This window comes from Edaphocola flava, assembly GCF_004118155.1.
Lineage (GTDB): Bacteria > Bacteroidota > Bacteroidia > Chitinophagales > Chitinophagaceae > Edaphocola > Edaphocola flava.
The window spans coordinates 876,939-900,764 of sequence record NZ_SAIQ01000001.1 but is presented as its reverse complement, the minus strand read 5'-3'; the positions used below and the strand labels follow the sequence as shown (position 1 = coordinate 900,764).

At 42.7% G+C, this 23,826-nt stretch carries 25 protein-coding genes; 7 read left to right on the top strand and 18 right to left on the bottom strand.

What is annotated here, in order from left to right; all coding sequences use genetic code 11:
* Positions 1 to 19 precede the first annotated feature (19 nt).
* On the top strand, positions 20 to 1,588 hold the full coding sequence (locus EMP01_RS03860) for a RagB/SusD family nutrient uptake outer membrane protein (protein WP_129020160.1): 1,569 nt from the start codon (positions 20 to 22) through the stop codon (positions 1,586 to 1,588).
* Between the two features lie 563 nt (positions 1,589 to 2,151).
* On the opposite strand, the gene EMP01_RS03855 is transcribed toward EMP01_RS03860, so the two are convergent.
* Complete coding sequence (locus EMP01_RS03855) at positions 2,152 to 2,955, bottom strand: T9SS type A sorting domain-containing protein (protein ID WP_161971213.1); 804 nt, start codon at positions 2,953 to 2,955, stop codon at positions 2,152 to 2,154.
* A 275-nt stretch (positions 2,956 to 3,230) separates the two neighbouring features.
* Here EMP01_RS03855 and EMP01_RS03850 point away from each other — a divergent pair, with 275 nt between their 5' ends.
* The 4 genes from EMP01_RS03850 to EMP01_RS03835 all read left to right on the top strand — a co-directional run bounded on the left by EMP01_RS03850 (position 3,231) and on the right by EMP01_RS03835 (position 6,877).
* A complete protein-coding gene (locus EMP01_RS03850; protein ID WP_129020158.1) occupies positions 3,231 to 3,680 on the top strand; it encodes a GatB/YqeY domain-containing protein in 450 nt (149 codons plus the stop codon).
* A 120-nt stretch (positions 3,681 to 3,800) separates the two neighbouring features.
* On the top strand, positions 3,801 to 4,337 hold the full coding sequence (locus tag EMP01_RS03845) for a CvpA family protein (protein WP_129020157.1): 537 nt from the start codon (positions 3,801 to 3,803) through the stop codon (positions 4,335 to 4,337).
* Entirely contained in the window at positions 4,338 to 4,901 is a 564-nt protein-coding gene (locus tag EMP01_RS03840; protein ID WP_129020156.1) for an anthranilate synthase component II, read from the top strand.
* A gap of 65 nt (positions 4,902 to 4,966) precedes the next feature.
* On the top strand, positions 4,967 to 6,877 hold the full coding sequence (locus tag EMP01_RS03835) for a DNA topoisomerase IV subunit B (RefSeq protein ID WP_129020155.1): 1,911 nt from the start codon (positions 4,967 to 4,969) through the stop codon (positions 6,875 to 6,877).
* Between the two features lie 76 nt (positions 6,878 to 6,953).
* On the opposite strand, the gene EMP01_RS03830 is transcribed toward EMP01_RS03835, so the two are convergent.
* The 14 genes from EMP01_RS03830 to EMP01_RS03765 form a co-directional block, all read right to left on the bottom strand.
* Positions 6,954 to 8,876, bottom strand: a complete 1,923-nt coding sequence (locus EMP01_RS03830; RefSeq protein WP_129020154.1) for a DUF4394 domain-containing protein — start codon at positions 8,874 to 8,876, stop codon at positions 6,954 to 6,956.
* Positions 8,877 to 9,006: 130 nt separating this feature from the next.
* Positions 9,007 to 9,792 carry an SDR family oxidoreductase gene (locus EMP01_RS03825; RefSeq protein ID WP_129020153.1) on the bottom strand — a complete coding sequence of 262 codons (786 nt, stop codon included), beginning with the start codon at positions 9,790 to 9,792 and terminating at the stop codon, positions 9,007 to 9,009.
* Positions 9,793 to 9,805: 13 nt separating this feature from the next.
* A complete protein-coding gene (gene holA / locus EMP01_RS03820) occupies positions 9,806 to 10,837 on the bottom strand; it encodes a DNA polymerase III subunit delta (protein ID WP_129020152.1) in 1,032 nt (343 codons plus the stop codon).
* Between the two features lie 4 nt (positions 10,838 to 10,841).
* Entirely contained in the window at positions 10,842 to 11,279 is a 438-nt protein-coding gene (locus EMP01_RS03815) for a GNAT family N-acetyltransferase (protein WP_129020151.1), read from the bottom strand.
* Positions 11,280 to 11,283: 4 nt separating this feature from the next.
* Positions 11,284 to 12,210, bottom strand: coding sequence for a ribosome small subunit-dependent GTPase A (rsgA, locus tag EMP01_RS03810; protein WP_129020150.1), 927 nt, complete (start codon positions 12,208 to 12,210; stop codon positions 11,284 to 11,286).
* A 5-nt stretch (positions 12,211 to 12,215) separates the two neighbouring features.
* Positions 12,216 to 12,950: a gliding motility-associated ABC transporter permease subunit GldF gene (gldF, locus tag EMP01_RS03805; RefSeq protein ID WP_129020149.1), complete on the bottom strand. Its 735-nt coding sequence runs from the start codon at positions 12,948 to 12,950 to the stop codon at positions 12,216 to 12,218.
* 84 nt (positions 12,951 to 13,034) lie between these two features.
* Positions 13,035 to 13,619, bottom strand: a complete 585-nt coding sequence (locus EMP01_RS03800; RefSeq protein WP_129020148.1) for a hypothetical protein — start codon at positions 13,617 to 13,619, stop codon at positions 13,035 to 13,037.
* Positions 13,620 to 13,642: 23 nt separating this feature from the next.
* A complete protein-coding gene (locus EMP01_RS03795; RefSeq protein ID WP_129020147.1) occupies positions 13,643 to 14,254 on the bottom strand; it encodes a hypothetical protein in 612 nt (203 codons plus the stop codon).
* 119 nt (positions 14,255 to 14,373) lie between these two features.
* Positions 14,374 to 14,979, bottom strand: coding sequence for a hypothetical protein (locus tag EMP01_RS03790; protein ID WP_129020146.1), 606 nt, complete (start codon positions 14,977 to 14,979; stop codon positions 14,374 to 14,376).
* Between the two features lie 195 nt (positions 14,980 to 15,174).
* On the bottom strand, positions 15,175 to 15,903 hold the full coding sequence (locus tag EMP01_RS03785; protein WP_129020145.1) for a pyridoxine 5'-phosphate synthase: 729 nt from the start codon (positions 15,901 to 15,903) through the stop codon (positions 15,175 to 15,177).
* Between the two features lie 3 nt (positions 15,904 to 15,906).
* Positions 15,907 to 17,094 carry a GTPase HflX gene (gene hflX / locus EMP01_RS03780; RefSeq protein ID WP_129020144.1) on the bottom strand — a complete coding sequence of 396 codons (1,188 nt, stop codon included), beginning with the start codon at positions 17,092 to 17,094 and terminating at the stop codon, positions 15,907 to 15,909.
* Between the two features lie 74 nt (positions 17,095 to 17,168).
* Complete coding sequence (locus EMP01_RS03775) at positions 17,169 to 18,584, bottom strand: lipopolysaccharide biosynthesis protein (RefSeq protein WP_129020143.1); 1,416 nt, start codon at positions 18,582 to 18,584, stop codon at positions 17,169 to 17,171.
* Positions 18,562 to 19,089 carry an acyltransferase gene (locus tag EMP01_RS03770; protein ID WP_129020142.1) on the bottom strand — a complete coding sequence of 176 codons (528 nt, stop codon included), beginning with the start codon at positions 19,087 to 19,089 and terminating at the stop codon, positions 18,562 to 18,564. Before EMP01_RS03770 ends, EMP01_RS03775 begins: the two co-directional genes overlap by 23 nt.
* A 7-nt stretch (positions 19,090 to 19,096) precedes the next feature.
* The gene (locus EMP01_RS03765; RefSeq protein WP_129020141.1) at positions 19,097 to 19,561 is read right to left on the bottom strand and encodes a hypothetical protein; all 465 of its coding nucleotides are present in this window, start codon (positions 19,559 to 19,561) and stop codon (positions 19,097 to 19,099) included.
* A 62-nt stretch (positions 19,562 to 19,623) separates the two neighbouring features.
* Between EMP01_RS03765 and hemW the strand changes: the two genes are divergently transcribed.
* Positions 19,624 to 20,745, top strand: coding sequence for a radical SAM family heme chaperone HemW (hemW, locus tag EMP01_RS03760; RefSeq protein WP_129020140.1), 1,122 nt, complete (start codon positions 19,624 to 19,626; stop codon positions 20,743 to 20,745).
* 1 nt (position 20,746) lies between these two features.
* Here the strand turns inward: hemW and EMP01_RS03755 are convergent, their stop codons facing one another.
* On the bottom strand, positions 20,747 to 21,226 hold the full coding sequence (locus EMP01_RS03755) for a nuclear transport factor 2 family protein (RefSeq protein WP_129020139.1): 480 nt from the start codon (positions 21,224 to 21,226) through the stop codon (positions 20,747 to 20,749).
* A gap of 39 nt (positions 21,227 to 21,265) precedes the next feature.
* Positions 21,266 to 21,859 (bottom strand): YiiX/YebB-like N1pC/P60 family cysteine hydrolase, encoded by a 594-nt coding sequence (locus tag EMP01_RS03750; protein ID WP_161971212.1) that lies wholly within the window; start codon positions 21,857 to 21,859, stop codon positions 21,266 to 21,268.
* Between the two features lie 135 nt (positions 21,860 to 21,994).
* Here EMP01_RS03750 and EMP01_RS03745 point away from each other — a divergent pair, with 135 nt between their 5' ends.
* Positions 21,995 to 22,702: an SAM-dependent methyltransferase gene (locus EMP01_RS03745; protein WP_129020137.1), complete on the top strand. Its 708-nt coding sequence runs from the start codon at positions 21,995 to 21,997 to the stop codon at positions 22,700 to 22,702.
* On the opposite strand, the gene EMP01_RS03740 is transcribed toward EMP01_RS03745, so the two are convergent.
* A complete protein-coding gene (locus EMP01_RS03740) occupies positions 22,699 to 23,733 on the bottom strand; it encodes a flavin reductase family protein (RefSeq protein ID WP_129020136.1) in 1,035 nt (344 codons plus the stop codon). The genes EMP01_RS03745 and EMP01_RS03740 overlap by 4 nt on opposite strands.
* Positions 23,734 to 23,826: the final 93 nt, after the last annotated feature.

The window sequence follows — 23,826 nt, the reverse complement described above, 5'->3', positions numbered from 1 at the left end:
CTCAAATAATTAAATTAAAATGAAAATCAATAAAATATTAGGGTTTGCGGGTTTATCTCTAGCATTAGCTTTAGGTGCAACCTCTTGTAAAAAATCTTTCCTGGATACAAAGCCTACCGATCAGGCTATTACACAGGATGTATTCAAAACAGTTAGTGGTGCCCGTTCTGTGATTAACGGTATGACTAGAAGACTGTTTGATGCTGATGATCACGATCAGTTCAGCATACCTTCTATCAACATGACATATGAATTAATGTGTGAAGATATGGGTTTGTCTGCTTATGGATCAAACTGGTTCATTACTTCTGCTGTACGTTGGAATGATGCCCGTGGTGGAAGTTCATACCAATGGAGTATTTACTATGCTGTGATCAATAATGCAAACTTCATTCTGCAAAATATTGATGCGGCCACAGGTGAAGAAGAAGATAGAAACGAAATCAAAGCGCAAGCTTATGCTTTCCGTGGCTGGGCATACCTGCAACTGATTCAATGTTATCAGTACCCATATAACAGCATTGATGGTAAATATGTTGTAGCTAATCCTGGTTCAAGAACTGGTGTTAAGGCCGCAGTGCCCCCTTCACAAGCTTTAGGGGTACCTATTTACACTGAGCCTACGAAAGTTGGTAATCCGCGTGCAAGTTTGACTGAAGTAATTGATCAGATCAATCGTGATTTGGATTCTTCTATTGCTTATTTTGAGAAACCGGGAACTCCTGCCCGTCGTGATAAATCTCAGATCAACATCAATGTTGCTAGAGGTATATATGCAAGAGCGGCAATGTATGAGCAAGACTGGCCTAAAGCAGCTACTATGGCAAATGCCGCTCGTCAGGGCTGGTCACTGATGAATGGTACTGAATTGCTTAATGGTTTTAACCAAGTATCTAACAGAGAGTGGATATGGGGTTTAGTAATCAATGCTGAGCAAAATGGTGTTTATGCGTCATTTATGTCTCATATGGATCCTGCATTAAATGCTTATGCAACTGGTTCTCAGAAAATTATTGGTAACGCGATCTTCTTTGGTGCTGGCACTATCGATACAACTTTAACAAGAATTCCTGATTCTGACGTAAGAAGACAATGGTGGTTATCTAACCCATCAGGTAACTTGGCTCGTAAATCTCAGCTTAAATTTTATGCTAATTCTAAAACCAGCTTCATCGCAGATTATCCGATGATGAGAACTGCTGAGATGTATTTGATTGAAGCAGAAGCTTTAGCACAACAAGGGAATACTACTGATGCCTTAACTTTATTGGGCCAGTTCGGTGTTACTCGTGATCCAAACTATACAACTACGGCTTTTGTAAATAAAGATCAGATCGTTCATGAAATCTGGCGTCAAAGACGTGTCGAATTATGGGGTGAAGGCTTTAGATATTTCGATGCTAAGCGTCAAATGGCTAGATTTAACGGTGTAACTTCTTTAGCTGCTATTAACAGAGGTTCTTCTGGCTTCTTATCTGGAATTATCGGTTCTGATAACATGGTGATTAACGCTACAGATGATAAGATTAACTGGAGAATTCCTGGATCTGAATTAAATCAGAACTTAGGAGTTTATCAAAATCCATAATAGTACTTATTACTACATAAAAGTAAAGGCCATGATAATAAATCATGGCCTTTACTTTTATGTAGTAATTTTTTTAAACAACCTGTTTTAGTTAGTATAGTATAAAAATTGATCCCTTGTTTTAAGTCTCTATATGGAAGTTAGATAGATTTATCCAAATGTGATAGTCGTGTTTATAAGTAATAGCGTATAGTTAGAGGTTACCCAGATTATAGTGTATACTAAGTGAGCTATGTCTTATTGAATAATGTTTTTGACTATAATTTAGACGGTTATAAGCTTCTGTTGTAGGATTGTATAATCTTCCGGAGTACACTCTTGAAATATTGAACTATTTGGGCTCAAGTAGTGTATATAGTTTAAATGGAGTAAGTTTATACAATAAGTAAGAGGATAATAGGGTATCTGTGGAGCATTGCTATGGCATTGTAATTCATAATGCCGCCCTTATCTTGGGTGGGTAATCAACCACATTATCCAAAAAACCGCCACATACAAGAAAGACATAAAAAGGGCGCTATTCATTGAATAGCGCCCTTTTTATTGTCTTGGTTATTATCAGATTACTTGATAACTACTTTGCTCACAGCGTTAGTTTCGCCAGTAACGAATTCAACGGTGTAAGTACCAGCAGCTAAACCAGAAATATCATATTTGAAGTTTCTGGCACCAGCAACTTGACGACCATAGTTATTTACACGAACTGTTTTACCAGTAATGTCTCTGATGGTTAATACAGCAGTAGTATTAACTTTGAAGTTATAATCAAAAGAGATTTCGCTTGTAGCTGGGTTAGGATATACAACTAAGTTTTCACGCTTAGTTTTAGCCAGCATATCTTTCAGACCAACGCCACCTCCATTCCAGATTACTTTCTGAACATACAGGTTGTTCTTTTTATTAGCATCAATGTTTCCTGGGTTGTCAGCATCGTCTCCTAAACCATAGACACGGAAGAAGAAGCCATAAGCTTTACCATTTACGTAAGTATCATGTGGTTTACCTTTTAAAGACATTTTACCACTGTCAACCCACATATCCCAGTCCATTAACAGACCAATACTGTCAACTGCTAATTTGGAGAAGCTTGCAACAGTACTAGGTGATTCTACTGCACTGCTTAAAGTAATTTGGTTCAGCCAGAAATACTTATCTGCAAATGGTACTCCTTGTGCAATAGCCTCATCTTCTCTCAGGAAGCGACCGCCAGAATAAGAGAATAAAATTTTGTCACCGTTACCTAAGGCATCAGGACCGTTAGTGAACATACCGTAAATACCGTAGATACTATCAGTAGTAGCACCGTTAGGAACAGCATAAGCATCTGTTCCGGTAAAAGTCTGACCTTGGTTGATGCTTACATTCATTGTGTTTGTACGATCAGCAGTATCTGTTAATGGATTACCGGTTGTGTCGATGAATACGAATGCTTGCAGATCAATGTTCTGCGCATAAGAACTAAAAGCGCCAATTGTCGCTAAAGCTAGAGTAGATAATATTTTTTTCATGCTCTTAAAAAGTTTTTATTGAAGTTAAACAATTTTAAACCAAAGATAAATAAAATTTAATAGAATGATATAATTTCAACAAAATATTTTCAATGTATTTTTTAAGGTTTACTTTTGCTTAAATTTTAATAATCATGAGTTTAGAAGCAAAAGTAATGGAAGAACTCAAAGCGGCTATGCGTGCTAAAGACGAAGTGGCTTTGCGTACCCTTAGAGCAATAAAGGCGGCAATATTGGTTGAACAAACAGCCAGTGGAGCGAAAGAATCTTTGAGCGAGGCAGATGAATTAAAGTTATTAACTAAAATGTCGAAACAGCGCAAGGATTCTCTGGAGATTTTTACACAGCAAAACAGAACTGACCTTGCACAAAAAGAGCAGGAAGAGATTGAAATCATCAACAAGTTTCTGCCTGCGCAATTAAGTAACGAAGAGCTGGAAGCTGAGGTTAAAGCAATCATTGCAGAAGTAGGTGCAACCAGTGCTGCCGACTTAGGTAAAGTGATGGGATCTGCCTCCAAAAAACTTGCGGGCCGCGCTGATGGCAAATTGATCTCCGAAACAGTAAAAAGACTTTTAGCGTAATATAATAATATTATATAGCTCAGAATGGATATAAAGATTCAAGCCATCATTGGTTTGAATCTTTTGTTTTATGGAACCTTCGTTTTCGTACTTTTGAATCTTTAAAATACCTGCATATTTATGCCCATTGATTTTATATATCTTGTACTATTGGTATGGTTTATGATGAAGGGATACCGGAAAGGACTGGTCTTTGCTGCCTTTTCGCTGGCCGCAGTCATCATTGCCATGCTGGGTGCCTTGAAGTTTTCTCATAAATTATCCGCTTATTTATTTAATGAGCAATCGTCATTAAGTCCCTGGATACCGATGCTTTCTTATTTAGTCGTATTTATAGCGATTATATTTATCATTAATATGATTGCGCGAACGATAGATAAGGGCTTGAAAACAGTAAAGCTTGGTTGGGCCAATAAAATGGCCGGAGCCCTTGTGTATGGTATTATAGTGACCTTTGGCTGGAGCAGTGTATTGTGGCTGGCCGATAAAGTAAGCCTGATCAGGCCGGAAACCAAAGCCGGATCGAAGACTTACGCCATAGTAGAACCCTTCGCAGCTAAAGGTTTTGATATTATTGGTAAATTATTACCATTTGTAAAAGAAAGCTATACCGAACTGGGCAGCATGTTTGATAAGGTAAATAATCATCTGCCGTAAATGTGGTTACTGATTGATAATTACGATTCTTTCTCGGATATCCTGGCGGATTATCTGAAGCAGGTGCATCAGAATGTGCGCATGATCCGTAACGATGAGTTGAGTTTGAATGAAATCATTAAGCTGAACCCGGAACGCATTATTTTATCACCAGGTCCCAAAGATCCGGAACATGCCGGGATTACGATGTCTGTGATTGATTATTTTCATGATAAAATCCCAATCCTGGGCGTATGTCTCGGTCATCAGGCGCTGGCACAATATTTCGGCTGCAAGGTCACTAAAGCTCCTTTTCCTGTGCATGGTAAGACGAGTCAGATACAACATAATGGACAGCATATATTTTCCGGACTATCAAGTCCCTTACAGGTGATGCGTTACCACTCTTTACTGGCAACAGGAATGGAAGACAAGCCAGACCTGCAGATCCTTGCCACAACTGATGAGGGCATTATTATGGCCTTCCGTCATAAGAAGTACTCCTGTACCGGTGTACAGTTTCATCCGGAGTCGGTTCTGACCGAGTCGGGATTAAATATATTGAAGAACTGGGCAAATACTTAAATATAAAGCCGCCACAATTAGTTAAATTTGCCATCATATTTTAATAAAATCAGTGAAGTCGTCATATGAGTGAAATGCAAAGCAACTACGATGAGAGTAGTATTAAATCCCTTGACTGGAAAGAACACATACGCCTCCGCCCCGGTATGTATATCGGTAAGCTTGGTGATGGGAGCAGTATGGATGACGGGATCTACATTCTGCTGAAAGAAGTTGTAGATAACTGTATTGATGAGTATACCATGGGATTTGGTAAGCAAGTCAATATCACTATCCAGGAAGGTGTGGTTACCGTAAGAGACTTTGGTCGCGGTATTCCTTTGGGTAAGCTGGTAGATGTAGTGAGTAAGATCAATACCGGTGCAAAATACGATAGCAAGGCCTTCCAGAAATCGGTGGGTCTGAATGGTGTGGGTACCAAAGCCGTGAATGCATTGAGCTCTGCCTTTTCTGTTACCGCTTATCGTGAGGGAAAATGCAAAACTGCTACGTTTGCGAAAGGAGAATTGCTCGAAGAAGGTAAAGAAACAAAAACGGAAGAAGCTAATGGTACTGAAGTGACATTTACACCGGACAATACGGTGTTTAAGAACTATCACTTCATTATGGATTATGTACAGAACCAGATATGGAACTATTGTTACCTGAACGCCGGTTTAGCAATATACCTGAATGGTAAAAAATACGTTTCCAAAAACGGTCTGCTGGATCTGTTGCAGAATAAGACTAATGAAGATGATCTGCGCTATCCGATCGTTCACCTGAAAGGAGAAGATATTGAAGTAGCCATATCACATACCGGAAGTTACGGAGAAGACATCGTTTCCTTTGTAAACGGGCAGCATACAACCCAGGGTGGTACCCATCAGCAGGCATTCAGAGAGGCTTATGTAAAGACAATAAGAGACTTCTTTAAAAAGGACTATGATGCTTCTGATATACGCCAGACGATCTGTGCTGCAGTTGCGGTAAAAGTGCAGGAACCGGTATTTGAAAGTCAGACAAAAACAAAACTGGGCTCCCTTACTATAGCGCCCGATGGCCCGTCCATGAAGAGCTTTGTACTGGACTTTCTCTCGAAGGCACTGGATGATTATCTGCATAAAAATGTGGCCGTAGCAGATGCCCTGAAAAAAAGGATTGAACAGAGTGAGCGTGAGCGTAAAGAACTTTCAGGCATCCGTAAGATCGCAAATGAGCGAGCGAAAAAAGCCAATCTGCACAATAAGAAATTAAGAGATTGCCGTGTGCACCTTAATGAAGAGGTAAGCGGAAAGAATAAAGAAGCATTGCAGGAAAAGCAACTGACATCCACTATTTTCATTACTGAGGGTGACTCTGCGAGCGGATCTATTACCAAAAGCCGTGATGTAGAATCTCAGGCCGTATTCAGTTTGAGAGGTAAGCCGCTGAACAGTTTTGGCCTTACCAAAAAGGTGGTATATGAGAATGAGGAGTTCAACCTGCTGCAACACGCATTGAATATTGAAGACGGTATGGATGGCCTGCGATACAACAACATTGTAATTGCAACCGATGCCGATGTCGATGGGATGCACATTCGTTTGCTGATCATGACATTCTTCCTGCAGTTCTTCCCTGACCTGGTGCGTAATGGTCATATATACATACTGGAGACGCCATTATTCCGTGTGCGCAATAAGAAGGAAACTATTTATTGCTATTCAGAAGAAGAGAAGCAGAAAGCAGTGTATAAACTGGGAGGTAAGCCAGAGATTACCCGATTCAAAGGATTGGGAGAGATTTCTCCGGACGAGTTCGGTAACTTTATCGGGGAGGATATGCGTAAAGACCCAGTATTGATCTCCAAAGATGCGCCTATACAGAAACTGCTGGAATACTATATGGGTAATAATACCCCACAGCGCCAGAAGTTTATTATCGATAACCTGGTTGTAGAAAAAGAAATGGTAATGGGCGAGGAAGAGATTGTTAAGGAAGAAGAGATTGCCTAGAGAATAGTAAAGTTATAATATAAACAGAGGGATGTCTTCAGACATCCCTCTGTTTATATTATAACCGGTTTGCTTATTATTGCTTCATAAATGATACTGCTTTTGCACCTGGTATGGAGCTATTCAGGAAATAAAGTCCATTGCTCAGTGCATTTACCGATATGCTTATCTCGGAAGCACCTTTGGCTATAGATTGTTGTAACACTGTTTTGCCACTTATGTCCGTAATATTTAGAACCATTTGCTGTGCTGTATTTTCAGAGAAGACAATATGTAGCTCATCATAGGCCGGGTTAGGATATACTGCGTACAATGCTTTCTGGGGCAGCTCTGCAATACTATTAGTAGAAGTGTTAGTGAACGTCAATTGTACTGCAATATCTGATACCGGAATGCCCATTCCTATATCATTAATCAATGTTACCGTGCCATTGGTATTAATGCTGTATAATTTATCATTAACCGAGGTATTGGTATTGGCATGGAGATAACCCATATTCATCATACTGACAGAGTCATAATAGAAATCTATATCAGAAGTCAAATCTGCAGGATTAAACATCAGGATATTATCGGCAATAGTAATGATAGTACCCTGGTTAGGAGGATTGATCTGCACAAGCGACTGTAAAGAATCTTCAATACCATACATAGCAGTAGTTGTAGCACCCTTATAACTATTGATGTATGCTACAGAGCCTATGTGAGGATTGACGCCAGCATGTATATCAGTAGCTGCAAAGGCCAGGTTGGTGTCCAAGGCACCTATGGCACCTGTTGCAGGGTTTATGCGATAGTTCGAATCATTTGTTGAGACAACCCGTATACGGTCTACAGTAGGGTTAAAATCAAAACTGATCTTTTCACCAGTTCCTAAATTGATCATTCCGGGTGTAGTATTTACCGCAGTTGCCACACCGTTGCTGGTATTGATCTGATACACCTGATACTCCCGGCTCATGCTGTTATAGCCCAAAGCATACAATCCCAGATCCGCAGGGCGTACATCCATTCCGACAATTACTTGTCCGGCAGTTACACCGCTAATCGGTAACAGCTCTCGTATCAGTTCTGGATTACCGGTAGAGAATTTAATAAGGTTACGGTTATTAGTAGTCAGACCATATACCAGCTGGCCGCTGTAGGTGGCTGGAACAGTTCTGTCAATGACCACAGCTATGTCTTTTACATTAATACCGGTACCGATCTGCCCTACCAATGTTGCAGATCCTGTAGTCAGATTAAGCGAGTAAAGATTATCATTACTGCCACTTCCGGTATTAGCATTAAGGTAAGCCATGTTCGTCTTGGACACCGGGTCGAAGTATATATCCATACCCAAACTCGGGACTGTATTATTTACCATAATACCCGAGCTGCCAATTGTATTGAGTGTACCATTGTTTGGAGGAACCTGTGTAGCCAGTATATTCAGGTTTTTGTCATAGTCGTACAGTGTGGTAGATTCACTGCCTATATAACTGTTTGTATAGGCACAAGCTCCGATTTGCGCAACTGTACTGCTATTTACATCGCCGGTTGCATAGGCCAGATCTCCATCTGTCGCTACAATTGCACCGGTTACAGGGTGTAAACGGTAATTTTTACCATTTGCACCTACAATCCGTATGCGGTCTACAGTAGGGTTAAAGTCAATACTGATACTGCCATTGCCTAGATTGAGATCAATAGCATTAGGGCCAATGGCTGTGGCAGCTCCTGTCGTTTTATTAATTACATACAATCTTGCATTGCCGCTGCTCAAAGCAGCGTTATACCCTAGTGCATATAATTCGCCGGTATTTGGCCGATAGTCGATCCCGGCAATGGTCTGGCCTGCGCTAATACCGGTTATACTTATAGGAGTGGTAATGGTGCCAGGACTGTTTGCCTGTGCCATTTCAAATATTTTATCATCGGTAGTGATACCGATAATGGATTGTGCTTTCGCTGTTGTGCACGCGATGGAAACGGATAATAGTAAAATAATTTTCTTCATAATTAACGAGTTTCCACTATATACGGTAAAAACAAGTGAAATGGTTTTAGCTAAAAAATAACAAGGATCGGAAAACGAGCGAATTGTTCGTTTTCTGATCCCTGTTATTTTTTGAAATTATTGTACTGCTCTACAGGCTTCCTGTTCTGCCACCATCCACAGGGATACTTACCCCTGTAAGATATGCCGCAGCCGGAGAACATAAATAAGCTGCAAGTGAAGCAATCTCTTCTGGCTGACCGAAGCGCTTCATCGGTATCTCTTCAATCATTTCCTGTGCCGCCGCATCCTTATCCATGCCGGTTTTGCTGGCTTTATTATCGATAATGTTGCTCAGGCGTGCAGTTGCGGTTGCACCTGGTAATACGTTGTTTACGGTAATGCCAAACGGAGCCAGTTCATTGCTCATTGTTTTAGCCCAGGAAGCTACTGCACCACGAATTGTATTGGATACACCCAGGTTTTTCAAAGGTATTTTTACAGAAGTAGAGATCACATTTACAATACGGCCATACCCGTCTTTTTTCATTGAAGGAATCACTGCCTGCGTCAGCAGCTGGTTACAGATAAGGTGCTGTTGGAAAGTAGCCAGGAATGCTTCTGGCTGCGCATCTACGATTGGTCCCGCAGCAGGGCCACCACTATTATTGATCAGGATATGCACCGGCTTTCCGGCCACATATTCCTGTGCTGTAGCAGCTACTTTCTGATAATCGCTATAGTCTGCTACCAGGTATTCATGTACCTGTCCTTTACTTGTATCCAATGTCGCAACAGCCGTTTTAAGGCTATCTTCATTACGGGCAATCAGGGTACAACTTGCACCCAGCAAAGATAATTCTTTCGCAATGGCTAATCCTATACCTTGGGTACTGCCGCCAACAAGCGCTCTTTTATTTGTCAGATCTAAATTCATGATAATTGTTTTTTTATCCTTGAGGGTATAATAATGCGTTTAATTTACCGACCAGCTCTTTTAATAATTCACTGTCGTCTTTGTTTGAGATATTGATGCCCACTGCTTTTAAAGCAAATTCATTCAGCAGGGCAATGAATTTATGTATTGTCGTAACGGAAAACATCCGGGAGTATGAACGGTAATAATACAATGCACGACTCTCCGGGTTGTTATAATCATCTGGCACAGAATAGCAGCGATAAGTACGGTCGGCAAACGTATAGAATGTTGCCATCAGCGCAGGCAGAGGAGCACTTTTGGGGTTAGCCACAAAATAAGTAAGCATACGGCTTATGCGCACTTTGTCATTAGTAAAAATCATTTTGGGCAGATCCATATAATTATACTCCCGGCTGATGCCCACATAACGTTCTATCATTTCTGCGGTAAGCTCAGCCATATTCGGCTCATTGATCTTTACCTTCTCCAGTTCATTCGTTATTTTCTGCAGGTCATTGCCCAGGTATCCGGCCAGCATTTCTGCCAGTTCAGCAGATACCTTATATTGTTGCATGGCGCCATATTGCTGTATCCATGAAGGTATATCATCTTCGGCCAGCCTGTTGCTTTTGAAAATAACAGCTTTATCCTTCAGGGGCTTTACCCATTTGTCTTTACTGTTTGTCTCCTTACCGCGATAATCGATTACCAGTATAGTACTGGCAGACGGTTGCTCGAAGTAGGGAATCAGCTGATCGGGCTGGCGCAACTGGGCAGCCTCCCTTAAGATCACAATAGTGTGTTCTGCAAACATCGGAAAGCGGCTACAGGCATTGACTATCTCACTCCATTCGCTGTCCTTACCATACAGGGTAATCAGGTTAAAATCTTTCTGATCTGCATCCAGGATCTGGTTATCAAAATAGTCCAGCAGCAGATCTATATAATACGGCTCTTCTCCTTCCAGTAAATAAATATTCTTGTATTGACGAGACTTCAACACCGCCATCAGCCGGTTGAACTCTCCTAAAGTATCTACTTTCTCTTTCGTTGCCTTAGCCATTTTGTTATAACTGTTTGATCATTTTTACATGTGGAATGCCAACTTCTGTAAACTGTGCTCCTATTGCTTCGTAGCCCAGTTTTTCATAAAACGGAAGGGCAGATATACGGGCATGTAATTCGAATGTTTTGTACTGTTTGCTTCTGGCAAATTCTTCTGCAAACCGGATCAGGGCTGCACCTATTCCTTTGCCTTGCTCCTCTTCTGAAACAGCCATCTGGCGCAACTTTCCTTTCTGAACCGCAACCGGTGCCAGTAGCAGACAACCTTTTATAGTTTCATTTTCTTTATAGATAAATATATGCTCGTCTATTTCACGGCTCAGGTCTTCATCATAAAGGTTCATGCCCAGCGGTGCGCGCAATACTTTCTGTCTTAATACCAGTACTTTTAAATAATCAGGATGCTGACTCCTGATGACGTGCAGTGCTGCAGGATTCATACTTCTAATAATTGTTTTTGGGTAATGACTCCAGGATATTCAGGTAGCTTTCATAACGGGAAATGCTGATATCGGCTCCCAGAGATTCTTTCACCGCACAGTCCGGCTCGTTTATATGCAGACAGTTGTTGAACCTGCAATCCGGCATCCTGGCACGCATCTCCGGAAAGTATTGTGCCAGTTCGTATTGGTCAATATCCACAATCCCGAATTCTTTTACACCCGGTGTGTCTATAATTTTACCTCCGTTGCTCAGCTCAAACATTTCTGCAAAAGTAGTTGTGTGTTGTCCCTTACCACTCCAGTCAGAAACCTCCTGAACCCTTAAGTCCAGAGTAGGCAGGAGCGCATTGATAAGCGTACTCTTACCCACACCGGAGTGACCACTGATCAGAGTGGTCTTACCTGCAAGGTGATCTTTCAGCGTTTGCACACTTGTAGGGTCAGTAGCCTGAATGGTAAATGTAGGATAACCGATCGCTTCGTATAATTGTTTTCTTTCCTCCCATTCGGCCACATATGCTCCCTCTATCAGATCGGCTTTATTAAACACGATGGTAGCAGGAATATGATATGCTTCTGCAGTAATCAGGAAGCGATCCAGGAAACCGTTAGAGGTGCGCGGGCTATGAATCGTTGCTACCACAATAGCTTCGTCTATATTCGACGCAACAATATGTTTGTGGTGGCGGTTATGCGGCGAAGTGCGGACCATATAATTGTGCCGCTGGCCAATTTTTGTAATGATGGCCGTACTGTCCTGCTCGCTTTCCGGTTGCAGGGTAACCTGGTCACCCACAGCAATCGGATTGGTAGATTTAATGCTTTTATCTATTTTGAATTTACCCCGGGCGCGTGCAATCCACACCTTTCCCGTATCATCTATGGCGGTATAAAAACTTCCTGTCGACTTATATATGATCGCTTCCAATAAGATTAGTTGAGTTTTTTACGCTTTAATGAAAATATGGTCAGCTGCCAGAATACAGCAGTTATACTCAGGAAATAGATTACATCTTTAGTATTGATCACCCCGCGGTTGATCGAATTGTAATGGGCGTCCATGCCCACCAGCTGAATATAATAATCTGCACCGCCGGAGAATACCGGTAAGCGGCTTATGGCTTCAAAGCCACTATAGAGCAGCCAGCACAGAATCAGTGCCAGCAGGAAACCCACGATCTGGTTATCTGTAAGTGTAGAGCAGAAAATACCTATAGAAACAAATGAGGCAATCAGCAGTAATAAACCGATATAAGCCCCGGTAATCGCGCCGAAATCGAGGGTCGCATTTTCGATAGCTAACCAGTTAATCGCAAATACATAGATCAATGTAGGAATCAGGGCAATAACCACAAGGGTAAACGATGCCCAGAACTTACCACCCACAATCTGGTGCAAGGTTAGCGGCTTGGTCGAAAGCCATTCAATAGTGCCTCCCTTAAATTCATCTGCAAACGAGCGCATGGTTATGGCCGGTATCAGGAATAACATTAACCAGGGGGTAATTGTAAAGAATTGTTCCATACTGGCATAGCCGTAATCCAGGAAATTGCTGTCGGGCAGCACCCATAAAAATAAACCCAGCACCACCAGGAATACCAGTAAGACCACATAACCCACCACGGAGCTGAGAAAAGAGCTCAGCTCTTTAAAATAAATACTTTTCATGCATTGAATATCTGTCACAAAAATATAAAAACAAAAGGGGATTACCATCCGGTAATCCCCATAGTTTCATTGATATGTATTTTTTTAGAATCTGAAACCGATATGAAAGCTGAATTGCCCCATTACATTCAGTCCGTTGTTGTATGTAATATGATTCGTAACATCTCTCTCCTGATCGATGTAGGCAGGTCCCACACCCAGTTCCAGTCCGATATTTACTTTCGGAGACAGGTTGAATTGAAGGTAGTTGTTCACCATAATACCAGCTTGCAGCGTATTGGCATTTACATACTGATAGCTTTGGTTTATATCATAACGATAACCATTGTTTGTCCCGAAAGATGCAAATAAAGACGCACCCAGGGCATAAGTTACCTTACGCTGACCACCCGGATAGAATTTAATACCAGGATTAACCATGAATGTGGCGTTCATATCATTGTTATAATCACCGTTGTTACGAAAACCCAGGGAGAACGGTATGTTCAGTCCTATTTTGCCATCTTTGTCCAGGATACGCTCATAAGATGCCCCCAGACCCACGCCTCCGTTAAAAGCGGTAAGCGGCATAATACGGATAATATTAGGACCATAATTGTTTTGCTGAGCAGTAGCTGCTCCGGTTGCCATAACCAGTACGAGCAGTGCTGAAAGTAATTTTTTGAACATTGTTTTTAGTATTTATAATTAAATTAGAAACGGAAGCCCATATGGAAGCCGAACTGTGCACTAAAACCGATACCCTCATTATTAGTGTAATTAACGGTTTTGTACTGATTGATGTAGCTCGGGCCCACACCTAACTCCAGGCCCAGGTTAAATTTCGGCGTAATGTTGAAGTGAACATAGTTATTAATCATGATGCCGGCTTTAAGATAATCTGCTTTATCTGCAGGACCGCCATAATAATAATCGTCTTCACCCATCATAGTAAATAAAGATGCACCCAGTGCATAAGTTACTCTTCTCTGCCCGGCAGGATAGAATTTAACACCAGGATTCAATAACATGGAATAATTGGTATTGTTGTTATAGCCAGGTCCGCTGTAATAACCGCTGTTCGTATTTATGCCCAGGTATATAGGGATATTGACGCTTATTTTACCCTCCTTGTCCAGAATGCGCTCATAGGCAAAACCAATACCTACAGAATTATCAAAAACCGTTACTGGCGTGAAGCGTACGACATTCGGGCCATACAGAGGTCTGGCAGAGGCTTGTTGCACAGGTGGTCTGGCAGACAGAGAGGTGGTGCTACATAAGGCAACAGCACTCAATAGTGTAAGGGCGATTTTTTTAGACATAGATAGCTCGTTTAACGGTGAAAAAATACTTAAATCTGTAATATGCAATTATAGCTCTTTTTGTATAGACGTAAAAAACGTGACACGCCTTAGGGCAAAGATAGAAATAATGATACGGATCAGAAACGAAAGCCTACCTGGAAACCTAATTTAATAAAAGAAGCGGTCTCCAGTGATTGCTCCTGCTGGAAGGCAACCTTACGTTTATTGATCGGGCTGATGCCGATGGCCAGCTCCATACCAATATTGAATAAAGGCGTGCAATTGAAATGAAGATAATTATTGATCATCATTCCGTACTTCCGGTAGGTAGCAATCTCCGTACGACCCATACCTATATAGGTACTTGCATCGCCATAAGCAGCAAATACAGACGGTCCCAGCGCATAGTTCAGCCTTGTCTGGCCAAAGGGGTAGAATTTCACACCAGGGTTCCAGAGGTATGCATAGTTATCAATAGTGATGCCATTAGACAAGACTACCTCTGTTTGTACATTTAGTCCGTAATAGAATGGTATGCAAATCCCGATACGTTGTTGTCTGCCCAGGATATACTCATAAGACATACCTATGGACCAGTGCCCGTCATATTCATTAAAAGTCTGACCAAATCCTGATAGTGGTGTAAGGCGTATGATATTGGACCCGTACCTGGTTTGCTGTGCTGTTGCAGATGTAGAGAGAAAGCAGAGCAGGAGCAGGGTTGATAAGATTTTACTATTCATGTCGCTGATTTTGGCAAACATCAAAAAAATGAAATCCGATATGAAATGCTACATATTTGTAAAGATCAATTCAAGCATATTTTATTTTATTTCCTAAATATAAGACGTAAAAAAAGAAAAGTCCAGTATAGTACAGTGAAAAATATTTTTCTGCTGTACTATACTGGACTGAATATATCCAGCTGTTTTTCTGATTTAATATGCGCCCAGGCAACGCTTATACATGGCTACTGTATTCTGTAAGCCCATGTACAAAGCATCGCTGACCAGTGCATGGCCGATCGATACTTCGAGCAGACCAGGAATGTGCTGCGCAAAATAAGTAAGGTTATGCAGGTCCAGGTCATGTCCCGCATTCAGGCCCAGTGATACCTCCTGTGCGGCTTTTGCAGCAGCTATATAAGCCGCTATGGCCGATTCTTTATCTTTGGGAAAATATGCAGCATAGGCCTCAGTATACAGTTCTATACGATCCGTACCACAGTCTTTTGCCGCCTTCACCATATCCACCACCGGATCTACAAATACCGATACGCGTATACCTTCCTGCTTAAATACTGGTATGATTTCCTGTAAAAAAGCCTGTTCCTTAATCGTATCCCAGCCGTGATTTGAGGTAAGCTGGTTGGTAGCATCAGGCACAAGAGTTACCTGCGCCGGTTTATTGTCCAGTACCAGTTGTACAAATTTATCTTCCTTAGGATTACCCTCGATATTAAATTCAGTACTGATCGCCTGTTTCAACTCATACACATCTGCATAGCGGATATGGCGCTCATCCGGGCGCGGATGTACCGTAATGCCATCTGCTCCAAAACGCTCACAATCCAGGGCTACCTGCAACAGGTTAGGGTTATTGCCACCGCGGCTGTTGCGCAGGGTGGCAATTTTATTTACGTTAACCGATAATTTGGTCTGGTTCATAGTCTAGAAGAAGTTGGTCATGTATGGGTAACGGATGCTGTACAGCTCTTTTACCTTGTGTAATAAAGTCTCCCGCAGGCGTTCGATATTAGACAGTTCTGTAGCAGAAATAAACAAAGCATTACCGTGCGTCAGGTTATCCCAGCGGCGGTACAATTGTTTCAGCAAGTCCTCTTTTACCTCTTCTGTCAGGAATTCATCAAAGGTTTCTCTGATATACTGGTCCATTTTATTAAAGATCAGTACGATCGGTTTATCAAATGCACCAATTTCCTGCAGGGTTTTGTCCACAACACCAATCTGATCTTCATATTTAGGGTGTGATACATCCACCACATGTAACAGGATATCCGCCTCTCTAACTTCATCCAGTGTTGATTTGAAGCTTTCTACAAGGTGATGCGGCAGCTTACGGATAAACCCAACCGTATCGCTCAGCAGGAAAGGAGTCTGCTCAAACACCACCTTACGGGTAGTGGTTTCCAGTGTGGCAAACAGTTTATTTTCTGCAAATACATCCGATTTACTCAATACCGTCATCAGCGTACTCTTCCCCACATTGGTATAGCCAACCAGGGCTACGCGGATAAAGGTTCCTCTTTGCTGGCGCTGAGTCTGAGATTGTTTGTCAATCTCCTGAAGGCGTTTGCGCAGTAAGTTGATCTTATCTTTTACCAGACGACGGTCAGTCTCGATCTCCGTTTCACCCGGACCACGAGAACCGATACCCCCTCCCTGGCGCTCCAGGTGACTCCACATCCCTCTCAGGCGTGGCAGGATGTACTGGTACTGGGCCAGTTCGACCTGTGTTTTGGCCTGTGCCGTTTTGGCTCTGCGGGCAAAAATATCCAGGATCAGATCCGAACGGTCAATAACCTTAACCCCTACTTCTTTCTGTACATTACTGATCTGTGAGCCGGTCAGTTCATCATCGAATATAACCAGGCCTATATTTTTCATTTTTACATAAGCCGCAACTTCTTCCAGCTTACCTTTCCCGATAAACGTGCGGCTATCAGGGTGTGGCAATTTCTGTACAAATTTCCTCATGGTCTTTGCACCGGCAGTCTCTGCCAGGAAAGCCAGCTCATCCAGGTATTCCATTACCTGTCGCTCATTCTGATCCTTTTGGATCAATCCCACCAGTACAGCATCCACTTCCTGGTCCAGGATATTCTTATTCTCTATCAAATCCTAATCGTTTTTAATATGTAGCAAAATTAGCGCTTATTCCCTAAGCGCTCAAAAAAACTCTTTATGGTGTATTATGAGAGGTGTTGTGCAGATCTGTATTCTCTGCGTACGATGGCCAGTATCACCACAGCGGTCACACAAATGGTGCTGAGCATAGCCGTTATGGGTCTCACAAAAGGGATCAAACCTTCATACAGACCGTAGACCAGCAGCCCATAGAAAAGAAACTTCATCACCAGATTGGTTATTGGTACAATCCTGTGTATGGGTTGTTGTAAAATGCGGGTCATCTTATACAGGTAAAAACCGGCTTGTATGTAAGTGCCCAATACAAAGCTTAGTGCAATACCCGGAAGGCCCATAAAGAGGTATAAAGGATACACCAGTGCCAGTGTAGCACCTATATCCAGCAGTACCCCGGTATTAATAATATCTCCCCGCTCATGCTTCTGGAAAATAATCGTGTAATTGAACATCCTCAATGGAATGACGAAAAGCGAAGCCAGGAATATGGGGATCGATGGAATGTATTTGTTCGAAAAATAAGTGACGATAAACTCGTATCTGAAAAACACAAAAAAGAAAAAGATCGGGAAGGCAAAGTTGGACAATATCCTGGCCAGGTTGCGCATAATGCTTGTTTGCATTACGGTATCTCCTTTATCATATTTCGAAAACTGCATCAGTGAAGCACTGGATACTGCTGAGAAAATAATAGGCAATAGAGGAATGGGCGTAGACCCGTTATTATAAATAGCAGCCGTAGACTCGTTCAGCAAAATAGAAACCACAAACTTATCTACATAGACCATCAGTATCTGCGTCATGTCGAACAGATACAGATGCAACCACAATTTCTGGTAATTAGTTTCGGCAGGCACCTCTTCTGCTTGTGGTGCCGCATTACGCTCGTACAGGAAAAAACCGCTGACCAGCAACTTTACGGCAAACAGGATACATAGACTGCTGAATAAACTGGCAGCATCAAATATCGGTGCATGTAATTGCCGGTAATGCAGCCAGAGAAAAGCGATCAGGTATAGGAGGTTGATCCAGAATATCTGCCGGAATTTACGGAAGATGATCAGTGCAGATTCTGTGATGATACACAGTGTATTCAACAGCATAAATGCTATGGAGATAAGAGCGGGGTATCCCGATCGGGCCTGTACACCGGCAAAGGCAATGCTGGCTACCAGCATAAATAAGGCCAGTGCAATATATTGCCCTCTTTTGATCTGCCGCAAGAGCAGGATCAGTTTGTCTTTTGAATAAGTAAAGATAAAAGCCGCAATACCCAGCCCTGCAAAAGCATTAAAGGCATAGAAACGGTTCCAGTAATTGGTATAGCGACCGTAATCTGTAGTAGACAGGCTGTGCGAGAAAGCATAAGCGATCAGTATCATCGCCAGGGTGCTGAGCAACCTTATGGAAAAGATGATAAAGGAATCTTTGTAAATGATCTTATTTAGGGTTTTCTCTTGCAAATGCTAAACACTTTTCTTTGTCGAGGGACTTGATTATACGGGCAGGATTACCCGCAATGACACAATAGCCTTCAGTAAAACTTTTGGTTACTACAGCTCCTGCACCTACGATTGTAAATTCGCCAAGTTGTACACCTGGCAATACAACAACCTGACTGCCGATCCAGCTGTATGCCCCTATCCGTATCGGTTCTGCCGGTATAGAGACACTATTATCAACAGCATCATGGTTGGCAGATATCAGGCTTACATTCGGCCCCAGATTGGTATAGCTACCTATTTCTATACCATTGGCCGCATTGATATAATTATTCGGAGAGTCTCCTGGATAGGTATCCTTACCCACCGTAATGCGCTCTCCGTTATGAATAGTACTGGTAAAGTGCACCGGCCATCGGGCCGAAGCATTCTGCCGGAGCACCTTACGAAATACAAAATCGGTAAGATAAAAGCTGAAGGGCGTACCCTCACGCCAGCCGAAAAGTTTACGGATCAGCCGTTTCATACCGGATTTATTTTTTCAATAAAGAAATACCTACACAATTGCCTGATTTGGTTTGCTGTGAAAATACAAGCATATATACGCCATTTGAGTGAGCTGTAAACTGTTTGCTCACAACCGTCATCTGGTCATTGCCTGTGGTTTTGCCCTTTTCTTTCACTACTTCTTTTATCTGCTCATCCACCACAGTTACCTGGTATTTGGATGCGTGTGCGCCCACAACATAGTTGATCTGGTAAGTCTCACCCTGTTTTACCTCAAACTTAAACGGAACCATAGCTTTGCTCGGAACATTTTCAGAACTGAAGTACACCAGCTTATATTGTTTGCTTTCCCATTCTTTATCGATAGAAACCAGTTTGCCATGCACTTTAGCATCGGAGCAGGCCGGTTGTTTTGGGGCCGCAGACTGCTGTGCCACAGCGGCAACAGTACCAAAGCAAATCATCATCAGGAGGCTCAATATTTTTTGCATAGTAATTTTCATTTTTAATACAGCGAAAATACTGAAATTTGCCATACAGATTCACATAATCCATGGGCGGTATATATATTCACATTCCTTTTTGTAAGCAAGCCTGCAACTATTGCAACTTCCACTTTTCCACTTCACTGAAATATAAAGAAGACGTGGTGAGCGCAATCTGCCGGGAACTGGTGCTGCGTAAGGACTACCTGGCCGGAGCAGCTGTAGAAACAGTATATTTTGGTGGTGGCACACCATCGCTGCTTTCAGAGAAGGAATTAGCGCTGATATGGGAAACAATTTACCGGAATTATACCCTTGACCTTAAGGAATGTACGCTGGAGGCTAATCCCGACGATGTGAATGATACCTTTTTGTCCGGCTTACGGCATACACCAATCAATAGACTGAGCATGGGCGTTCAATCCTTTGAAGAGTCCGATCTGCGTTTTATGCAGCGAGCACATACGGCGGGAGAAGCAGAGTCTGCCATCAAAAGAGCACAGGATGCAGGGTACAGCAATCTAACGATTGACCTTATTTACGGTACACCGGGCCTAAGCAATGCCCTCTGGATGGAGAATATGCAGAAAGCCGTACGTTTCGGTATACCACATGTATCAGCCTACGCATTGACAGTAGAGGAGCATACCTTACTGGCGCACCAGGTAGGAAAAGGAAAGGTGCCTGCACCAATGACAGAACAGGCGGCACAGCAGTTTGAGCTGATGACGGCATTTCTTACCGCTGCCGGATTTGATCATTATGAAATTTCCAATTTCGCTTTACCCGGGCAGTATGCAGTACATAATACCAATTACTGGAAGGGTGTGTCATATCTTGGAATAGGTCCGTCTGCTCACTCTTTCGACCAGGTAAGCCGTCAGTGGAATGTAGCTAATAATGCCCTGTATATAAAAGGCATTGAAGCAGGGATCATGAATATAGAACGGGAAGTATTGTCTGTAGCCGATCAGCTCAATGAGTATATCCTAACCGCTTTACGCACCATGTGGGGTATAGACCGGCAGTATGTAACCAATCGTTTCGGTACAGATTATCTGAAAGAGCTGGAGGAGAAAATTGATCCCTTCCTGGGTGAGCGTGTGCAGCAAAAAGGCGAACAGTATATCCTGACTGCTGCCGGAAAACTGTTCGCCGATGGCATTGCTGCCGATTTATTTTTTGATTAGTCTACTCGCGTATCAGGGTAGTATCCAGGCCTTCCGGTGTACCAACTTCCAGTTGTACGCTGGAGTCTGCGGGAGCAGCAGCCGGAGCTTCTGTTTTCTTGTCTACTACAGGGCTGTCCATTTTATTCCATTCTACCTGCCATTTACCATCAACTTTTATGAGGTTGATCTTCTGTTCTATATCACTGTCGGAGGTCGTATAGTAGTACGTCGCACGATCGCCTTTCTCCTCACCTTTACCCATCACTACCAGGATATTTTTGGCCTCCTGTGCAGATGCATCCGGAAGGTTACCTGCAAACTGGCTGATGGTTTCCAGTTGTGTACGGCTGGTTGCTGTAGCCAGAGACATAGCTGTTTTGTAGTCGCGGTGATGAAAAGCATTGGCAAAGCGTTCTGCTACATCTTTAGAAGAATCTTTCCTGCATCCACCCAGAAACAGGAAAAGACTGCATAATAAACCCAGAATATATTTGTTCATAATAATGCGTAATTGTCAGCAAAGGTAATAAAATTGACTTTATTTCACCTGCAGGTAATGTACTGCGCTTACAAGCCTGTTACGAATGATATTATCTACCGCCCAGTATTGCCTGCCCAGCGTATCTGTAGGTTGCAGGTGAGCTTCCGGAATACTCCACTGTATGGACTTTGCCACCATTTCTGTGCAGTACATGCGATCGTCACTCTTCAGGTCAAATTGCATATCGAAGGGGATCTGCAGGCGATATAAGCTATCTGCAGTATGTAAGAGCTTTGTACGTTCCTGCCGGCTTATATGCAGGTGGGCATAGCCGATGGCAAGGTTATCTTCAGGATTCCAGTAATGCATGAGCGGCTCTTTTTTAATGGCCTGGTCAGGAGCAGACTCACTGCCTATACTATGGTATACCCACCAGGCACCCGATTCGGAAAATACAATGCCACAATGTGAAAACCGTTTATCCTTAAGGTTCAGTTGCCGCAGCATATTGCTGGTCACATCATTGCCCGCACGCAATACAATGTCTCCCTCTTCCAGTCCGGAAAGCAGTGCAGACAAGGAATCTGCAGGAATGTAATTGGGTTTATGTACACGTCCATTACTTTTCTGGCTGCAGCTGTGCAACAGCAAGGCGAGGCAAATTAATAAACAGAAACAAACTCCTTTTCGGATCATGCTGCAAAACTAGTAAGTTATTGTTGAAATCGGCTACCGGATGATTTGTAGAAAAATGACGTTCTTTGTGTTTGAAAATAAACAACAGATATGTCTTTAGGCCGATTACACCTCATACCCGTACCCCTTGCAGAACAAGCAACAGATACCATACCGGAAGCAGTAAAGCAGCAGGCATGTCGCCTGAAATACTATTTTGTAGAACAGGTACGTACCGCGAGAAGGTGGCTTAAGGCATATGACAAAGAAGTTGTGATTGATGAGATCACTTTTGCAGAAGTAAACAAGCAGCATACCACAGACAAGGCATTGCTGCGTCAATGGCTTAAAGCGGGCTATGATGTGGGTGTGATGAGTGAGGCCGGATGCCCTGCTGTGGCCGATCCCGGTAGTGAGCTCGTATCCTGTGCCCAGGAATTGGGTGCAGTAGTCATTCCCTATACAGGGCCGAGTTCTATTTTGCTGGCATTGATGGGTTCCGGCTTTAATGGTCAGGGATTCCGCTTCCTGGGTTACTTACCGGTAAAGGAGCCCATGCGTGGCAAAGCATTAAAAGAGCTGGAACAGATCGCCCAGCAAAAACAGGAAACACAGATCTTTATAGAAACTCCGTACCGTAATAACCAGTTATTGGAAGAGGCATTAAAAGCCCTGCATCCGCAAAAAACGAAATTATGTATTGCGGTAGACATCACTGCAGAAACAGCCTCTGTAAAAACACTCACGATAGGTGAATGGAGCAAACAAAAACCGGATCTGCATAAGCGTCCCACAATCTTTCTCGTACACCCTGCTTAATCGTAGGTAATCGTTACATCACCGTTTATCGGAAATCCCATACAGGTAAGCGTCAGTCCGTTTTCCAGGTCTTTGTGGGTCAGTACTTCATTATACTGTATCCATACCTCACCTTTTACAATTCGGGCAGCGCAGGTACCGCATTGCCCGGAGCGACAGCTATGTGGCAGGTGCAGACCTGCGTTTAAACCGGCATCCAGTATACTATCCGGATACTGTACGGTTACGGTCGTGTCGGTATCTTTAAAATGAATATGCACCATATGGGCTTCTTTGTCTTCTGGGGCAATGATCATCTCTTCGCTCATTGTTTCAAAGTACTCCATAAAGAACTGCGCCGGTACCATACCCTCTGTAAATAAAGTAATCTTCACCGTATCCATATATTCTATCGGACCGCAGGTATAGGCCAGTATATGGGGCCAGTCGGCTTTTTTATGCCGGGCAATCAATTCCTGCAACCAGAAGCCGCTCAGCCTTGCCTTAAGCAGGTTTTTATTATTGCTGAAGATAAATTCGATCTCCAGCCGTTCCGGAAACTGTTGTTGCAGCTCCTGTAGGGTATGGTAGAAGATAGTCTGTTGCGGACTACTATTGCTGTAGGCCAGGAAAATATGGATGTGTGGCTGATGCAGCAGTATGGATTTGATCAAAGAAAAGACAGGCGTGATGCCGCTTCCGGCAGCAAATAAGAGTACCTGTTGTATCTCAGAAAGATCATCCGGTAAAACGAACTTTCCGGCGATGTTGATGACATTAAGCTCATCCCCCTCTTTATAATGATCATAAAACAGGCGGGAAATATTGCCATTCTCCATTGCCTTAACGGTAAAAGCCATTCCCTCCTCCGGAATAGAAGAAAAAGAATAAGAGCGATACTCCGTATTGTTTTTGGCTGGAAAGGCCAGGTGTAAGAACTGGCCGGGCTTATAGACCGGTTGCTGTCCTTCCACAGGTATGATAAAAAAAGTTTTGGCCTGATTGGTCTCCGTCTGTACGCGTTCAATAATGAAGTTGCGGCTATCTCCCATTCGTCTGTACTTTGTGCAATTGTAAAATTACTGATTCTTATTTAACTGTTTCTGTCCGGCAGCCTTATCATTATAATTTGTCTGATACAACAC